Source organism: Bradyrhizobium jicamae, from assembly GCF_001440395.1.
Lineage (GTDB): Bacteria > Pseudomonadota > Alphaproteobacteria > Rhizobiales > Xanthobacteraceae > Bradyrhizobium > Bradyrhizobium jicamae.
Window position 1 is genome coordinate 140 of record NZ_LLXZ01000148.1, and the last position, 6351, is coordinate 6490.

Consider the following 6351-nt stretch of genomic DNA (forward strand, 5'->3'; position numbering starts at 1 on the left):
GCTAAGACTATTACTATTTCACGCATCTGTTTCGTTGCAGGTAGTCTGGCCCGGCTTGACTGAACTCCAAGCAGGGGGATCGCCCAAAGTGAACTGAATAAAGGCCGCCCCAGTTGGCGGCCTTTATACGATTGCGCTGACTGTGGCGCAGGCCGAACTTCAGCACCTTCCAGTCGGCCTCAAAATGCCAGCTTTGGGTCAAAAGCGTCGATTTTGGCATGTCCCCAGCATGTCCGGTTAGGGTTAATCTCGGAAATGCCGATTGTCCGATTTTGCCAGGTGAAGGCATCGGTTCGGACGTGATTCAAGCGCTCAAATCGGCGCCTCGAATCATGCGGCATGAACTGAAGGACTTTGAATGGGTTGCCATCAGGCCGTTCGTTCCGAACAAGCCGCGTGGCATTCCCCGTGTTGACGACCGGCGCCTCGCATCAATCCGAATTTGGTTGCGGGAGTATGGATCCGCGCCCTGGTTGCAGCTTCATCGTCGATGCGGAAGCTCAGCTTGCCGCCGCGTCGCGAACGCGCAGGCACGCACGTCCCGTGCCTTGGGCGCTTTCCTGCCGCGCGCTTGATGAATCGATATCGCCGCGCCGCCATTCACGGATGGCGAAGGGACGGCCATTGCCGCCTTCCAGCGAGACCAGCGCCTCGCGTATGAAGCGGGTGCCGTCCGAGGCGCTGATATCCGCGCGGATGGTGATACTGCCGCCTGTGGGCAGGCCCCGCTTGGCGGCCACCTGCTTCGGCACGACATTGAGCAATCTGAGCATAGCGGGAGAGGCGGCCTCCATGTCGAGCTCAGGCCGTCCGGAGCGAACCGTGACATGGCGAAGCGCCGTCCGGAACAGAAGGGGTGACATGCCGTCGATCTGATCGAGCTGCATCACGGTGGTGAAACGTGCTTCAGCAGGCCCCGCGCTTGGCGTCCCCTGCGCCTTGGGTTTGCGAAATTCGACGATCTGCGCGGCGATGCGACTGCCCTTCGACTGATCGCCCGCGAGCGCGGTGAAGAAGCGTGTCAGCGCGGCTGGGCTCGCCGTGTTCAGGTCGATCTTCCCGGTCTCTTCCTCGACCGTGATGGTGGCGCGTTCGCCGCCGGGCAGCCGGCACCGCAGCGGAAAACTAACGGCTTGCTCGGGCGTCGGGGCCAGCGCCGTGGCAATTGCCAGGTTGACCGCGCTCTCCGCCGCCATCTCGGCGGCGGCCACCGAGGCGTAGTTCGACGATGTCTTGGTGCGGTAACGCGCGCCGACGATGACAGCCATTCCAAGCAGCGTAGTCAGGCCCAAGGTCCAGATCACGGCAACCAGCGCGAAGCCCGATTGGCTGGCCTTGCGGCGGGGCAGGGCAGGGCATTCCGGCCGGCCGGGGACGGAAAATCGGTTCGTTCGTGCCCGGTCTGCCATGGCGGCCGATTTTTACGCGGGAATGGCAAACAAAGCGTCAAAGCTTTGGTTAATCAAAACCTCCTAGAATCGTGCCGACGGAAAATCCCGCGAGACTGCCGAGCGCGCGAATGTCATTCGATATCCAGGAGTTGTTGCGTCCGGCCGCGCCTTTGAGCCGGGCCACTGAACCGCCGGGTCCAAGGGACGCTGGCTTCGCCCAGGCGTTCTCCGACCTTCTGCTCGACAAGGACCTGGTCGATGCCGCCGCCATCGGCCGGGCGCGGCGGGCCGCGGAGGCAGCCTCCGAGCGCTTCGACCTCGTGCTGGTCAAGCTCGGCCTGATTTCGGAAGCCGACCTCTGCCTGGCTTATGCCACCTATTGCGGCCTGCCGCCGATCGAGCCTGCCGACCTCCCGGCACGGCCCGTTCTGGCCGACCGTCTGCAACTCGCCTTCCTCAAGACCAACCGGATCCTGCCTGTCGCGTTCGACGGCCGGCGTCTGTTGATCGCCACCGCCGATCCCTTCGTCGATGAGTCCGTCAAGGCCATCAGCTACATGCTCGACGTGCGCGTCGATCTCGCGGTGATCGCGCCGGCAGAAATCGAGCGCGCGTTGCGGACGCTGTATCAGGACGCAGCGTCCGAGATGCAGGCCGAAGAAACCGACGGCATCGCGCTATCAGGCAACGACGGCAGCGAATTCGACGTCGAGCGCCTGCGCGACATTGCCAACGAAGCGCCGGTCATTCGGCTGGTGAATCAGATCATTGCAAGAGCCGTCGAACGTGGCGCTTCCGACGTGCACGTCGAACCCGGACGCGATGCCGTCGCCGTGCGATACCGTATCGACGGATTCTTGCAGCAGGAGCGTGTCGTGCCGGCGGCGCTGCGTGCCGCATTGACGACGCGCATGAAGATCATGGCCAAGCTTGATATCGCCGAGCGGCGGCTGCCGCAGGACGGCCGCATCAAGACGGTGGTGCGCGGCGTCGAGATCGACATCCGTGTCTCGACCTTGCCGACGGCCTTCGGCGAAAGCGTCGTAATGCGAATTCTCGACCGGACGCGGGTGGAGCTGGATTTCACCAAGCTCGGGCTCGACGGCAGGACGCAAGGATCTCTCCAGCGCCTGATGGCGCTTCCAAACGGCATCATTCTGGTTACCGGCCCGACCGGCAGCGGCAAGACGACGACGCTCTACACCGCGTTGAAGGACCTCAATCGGCCCGAGCTGAAACTCTTCACGGTAGAAGATCCGATCGAATATCAGCTCTCCGGGATCAACCAGATCCAGGTCCAGCCGCAGATCGGTCTCGACTTCCCGACCGCGCTTCGCTCGATCCTGCGTCAGGACCCTGATATCGTCATGATCGGCGAAATCCGCGACCTCGAAACCGCGCGCATCGCGATCCAGGCGGCGCTGACCGGCCATCTGGTGTTCTCGACCCTGCACACCAACAGCGCGATTGCCGCGATCACGCGCCTGATCGACATCGGCCTGGAGCGTTACCTTCTCGCCTCGACAATCGCGGGCGTGATGGCGCAGCGCCTGGTCAGAAAGCTCTGTCCGGCGTGCTCGCGACCGCACACGGACAGCGAACGGGCGCATGGCAAGCTCAAGATGGCGATAGCGGGCCATCCGCAAGTGGACTGGTCGCACAGCCGGCAGCCGGTGGGCTGCGAGGCCTGCGGCAACACCGGCTATAGCGGTCGCACCACGATATCGGAACTGTTGATCATCGACGACAGCATCCGCGAGGCGATCGGCAGAAGGAGCCAGGACCAGCGCGCGGTCGAGCAGCTTGCGCGCGAAGCAGGCTTTCACACGCTGTATGAGGATGGCCTCATGAAGGTCGGGGCCGGCGAGACTTCGCTCGAAGAAGTCCTTCGCGTCACCCGCGCGTCCTGAAGGGAGCACCGGCCTTGGCGACCTTTCACTACAAGGCTTACACGGCGCGGGGCGCGATCACGGCAGGAACGATTGTTGCTGAAGGCGTCGATGCGGCGATCGATGCGCTCTATGGTGCGGGGCTTACGCCGTTCGAAACCCATGGCGTGGCCGACCAGGCGCCAGCACGCGCGCTCCAGCCATCCGCGTCACCGCAAGAGACGGAAACGTCGGTCTGGAAGCGCGAAGTCGTTCAATCAAACCGCTTTGGCCTGAAGGAGCTGACGGCTTTTACGGTTGAGCTGGCCTCGCTGATCAATTCCGGGCTGACGCTCGATGCCGCATTCCGCATCATTGCAGGGCCGGGCGCGTCACCAAAAACCGCACGTCTTGCCAACGGGCTGCTCAAGGACGTGCTGGCCGGATTGCAGCTTTCGGAAGCGATGGCGCAGCGGGCGGACGTGTTTCCGTCGGACTACCGCGCCATTCTGGCGGCCGGCGAGGCCGGAGGGGTGACCGGGCGGGTGCTGACGCAGATCGCCGAGCTGTTGGGACGGCGGCTCGAGATCCGCAACAAGATCACGTCGGCGCTGGTCTATCCGATGGTCCTGATCCTGATGTCGCTGGTCTCGGTCGTCGTCATCGTCTTCGTGCTGATACCCAGCATCTCGCCGATCTTCACCGACGCCGGCCTTCCGCTGCCGGGCATCCTGCATTTCTTCGAGGAAGTTCAGGACAACTGGCTGATCGTCCTGCTCGCATCAGCGCTTTGCGGCGCGGCGGGTTTCGTGGCGTGGGGGAGGGCGAAACAAAATCCCGAGGTCATGCTCGGTGTAGATCGTTTGAAATGTTTGCTGCCAGTGGTTGGTCGGCTTGTGCAAAGCCGAGAAGCCGGCGGCTTTGCACGGGCGCTGGGCACGCTGCTCGTCGCACGGGTGCCGCTGATGTCCGCGATGCAGACCGCGCGTGCGCTCGTCACCAACCGGCACCTGAACGCGCTCTACGGCAATGCCATCAAGCGCGTTCCGGAAGGTACGCCGATGCACCGCGCTTTCGATAGCGACGGCCTGTTGCCGCCCGCATCGCTTCGGCTCGTTGCCGTTGGCGAGGAGTCCGGCCAGCTCGGCCCCATGCTCATTCAGGTGGCCACCGTGATCGAGGCCGACCTGCAGCGACGCATCGAACGCATGGTCGGCCTGCTGACGCCGGCGTTGACGCTTCTCATCGGCGGCAGCATCGGCGGGCTCATCATGCATGTGATGAGCGCAGTGCTGTCGATCAACAATCTCGCCTTCCAATGAAACGCCCCGCGCCATCCTCAGCCGGGTTCACGCTGGCCGAACTGCTCGTGGTTATCGGCATCATCGCCCTTGTCCTTGCCGGGACGTTGTCCGCGAAGCCGAAAACCTCTTCTGCGCGTGTCGCCGTCACGGCCCGCTCGGTCACGGCAACGCTTCAGCTCGCCCGCGCGCAGGCGATGTCGAGCAATGCCGAAACGCTGTTCCGGATCGATGTGGAGAAAGGCCGCTTCGGCTTGCCGAACTCGATGCACGCGCTGCCGCGCGGAATGGCTGCCGCGGTCGTGGTGGCCGAGACGGAGCGTTCCGGCGACACTGGCGGCATCAGATTCTATCCGGACGGCCAGTCGTCCGGCGGCGAGATCGCGCTGACGCTGGACGGGCGGTCGGCGCGGATCGCCGTCAACTGGCTGACCGGCGAACCGCGGTTGATCCAGTGACGGGCGCGCGATCCAGACGGATGCTGGCGAGACGCAAGGGCGAGCGCGGATTTGCGTTGCTCGAAATCCTCATAGCCTTCGTCGTCCTGGCGCTGGGGTTAGGCGCGATATCGACGGGCGTGGTGGTGGCGATGCGGTCCGACGCGCGCACGCAGGTCAATCGCACCGCGCTGCGGGTTGCGCAGTCCCGCCTCGAAGCCGCCGGCATTTCCGAGGCGCTCGTGGCGGGCACTCGCGAAGGCCTGGTCGCGAACAAATTCAGGTGGCGGCAGACGGTGACGGAACTTCGTTCCGTCGGCGACACGCGTACACAGCAAGGCGGTCGGCCGGCGCCTGCAAATGGCGCGCTCCGCTCGTTTTGGGTTGAAGTCGCCGTCGAGGCGCCGGACGGCACCGCCACCAGGCTTGCGGCGTTGAAGCTGTCGGCAGAGGCGAAACAATGATGCCGGCTAGCCCCAACCGGCTGATCTCTCGCGTCGCCGCGCGCCGAAGGGGAGAGCAGGGGCTGACGCTGATCGAATTGCTGCTGTCGCTCGCCATCCTCGCGATCTTGACCGGCTTCCTGGCCGGCGGATTGTCGATGGCACGGCGGGCATTTGGTGCCGATCGCGCCAGCGAGATTGGAAGCGAAACCAGTGCCGCGATCCAGACCGTGGCGGCGCTGGTCGGATCGGCGCTTCCGGTCCGGTTTGACGGGGCGGGCCCGAAAGACGCGGTCGGGTTCGATGGCCGCGGTGAAGTGATCTCGTTCGTCGGATTGAGCGAGGGGCGCTCGCTGCGGGGTGGGCCGCACAAGATCGTCCTGCGGCGAAGCGGCAGCGATATCGTCGCGGACTTCGTCGCGCTCAACGGCGCCCGATCGAAGGAGAGCCCGGAACAATCGCCAACCCGCGTTGTGGTGCTCAGCGGCGTGCGCGACATCCGCCTCGGCTATTTCGGCACCACGGATCCAAAGGTAAAGCCAGCCTGGCGTGCGGACTGGCTGCGCGCCGAGCGGCTACCGGATCTGGTTTCGATCCGGATTGAATTTGAGGATGAGCGGCGCAACGAGCCCGCTGCGATCGTGGCGCTACGCCAGGGCTAATGCCTGACCAATTTTTTCGAAAACATCGTGCCTGAACAACAAGATGAGCCGATGACTGAATGCAATTAAAGCGGGCTGTGAGGCCCGGCCGAAGCCTCACGCGACCGGGCTGGAGTCCAATGAGACTAGAGCATGATCCGGAAAAGTGTGTAGCGGTTTTCCCTCGCGACAAACGCGGAACGCGTTTGCGCGGAGATCATGCTCAAACAAAAAGATAAAGCGGGATGACGATTCGAAGAAACGTCATCC

At 64.0% G+C, this 6351-nt stretch carries 6 protein-coding genes; 5 read left to right on the plus strand and 1 reads right to left on the minus strand.

Annotated features, from left to right (window positions below):
- Window positions 1-500: 500 nt before the first annotated feature.
- Window positions 501-1409: a helix-hairpin-helix domain-containing protein gene (locus tag CQ12_RS23920; RefSeq protein WP_057837757.1), complete on the minus strand. Its 909-nt coding sequence runs from the start codon at window positions 1407-1409 to the stop codon at window positions 501-503.
- Window positions 1410-1519: 110 nt separating this feature from the next.
- Here CQ12_RS23920 and CQ12_RS23925 point away from each other — a divergent pair, with 110 nt between their 5' ends.
- Genes CQ12_RS23925 through CQ12_RS23945 form a run of 5 tightly spaced genes read left to right on the plus strand, consistent with a single transcriptional unit; the run spans window position 1520 to window position 6102 of the window.
- Window positions 1520-3301, plus strand: coding sequence for a GspE/PulE family protein (locus tag CQ12_RS23925; RefSeq protein WP_083519455.1), 1782 nt, complete (start codon window positions 1520-1522; stop codon window positions 3299-3301).
- Between the two features lie 14 nt (window positions 3302-3315).
- A complete protein-coding gene (locus tag CQ12_RS23930; RefSeq protein ID WP_057837758.1) occupies window positions 3316-4581 on the plus strand; it encodes a type II secretion system F family protein in 1266 nt (421 codons plus the stop codon).
- The gene (locus CQ12_RS23935; RefSeq protein ID WP_057837759.1) at window positions 4578-5018 is read left to right on the plus strand and encodes a GspH/FimT family pseudopilin; all 441 of its coding nucleotides are present in this window, start codon (window positions 4578-4580) and stop codon (window positions 5016-5018) included. Before CQ12_RS23930 ends, CQ12_RS23935 begins: the two co-directional genes overlap by 4 nt.
- Before the next feature lie 20 nt (window positions 5019-5038).
- Window positions 5039-5461: a type IV pilus modification PilV family protein gene (locus CQ12_RS23940; protein ID WP_057837760.1), complete on the plus strand. Its 423-nt coding sequence runs from the start codon at window positions 5039-5041 to the stop codon at window positions 5459-5461.
- Window positions 5461-6102 carry a prepilin-type N-terminal cleavage/methylation domain-containing protein gene (locus CQ12_RS23945; protein WP_198164246.1) on the plus strand — a complete coding sequence of 214 codons (642 nt, stop codon included), beginning with the start codon at window positions 5461-5463 and terminating at the stop codon, window positions 6100-6102. The genes CQ12_RS23940 and CQ12_RS23945 overlap by 1 nt, the downstream gene beginning before the upstream one ends.
- Window positions 6103-6351 lie beyond the last annotated feature (249 nt).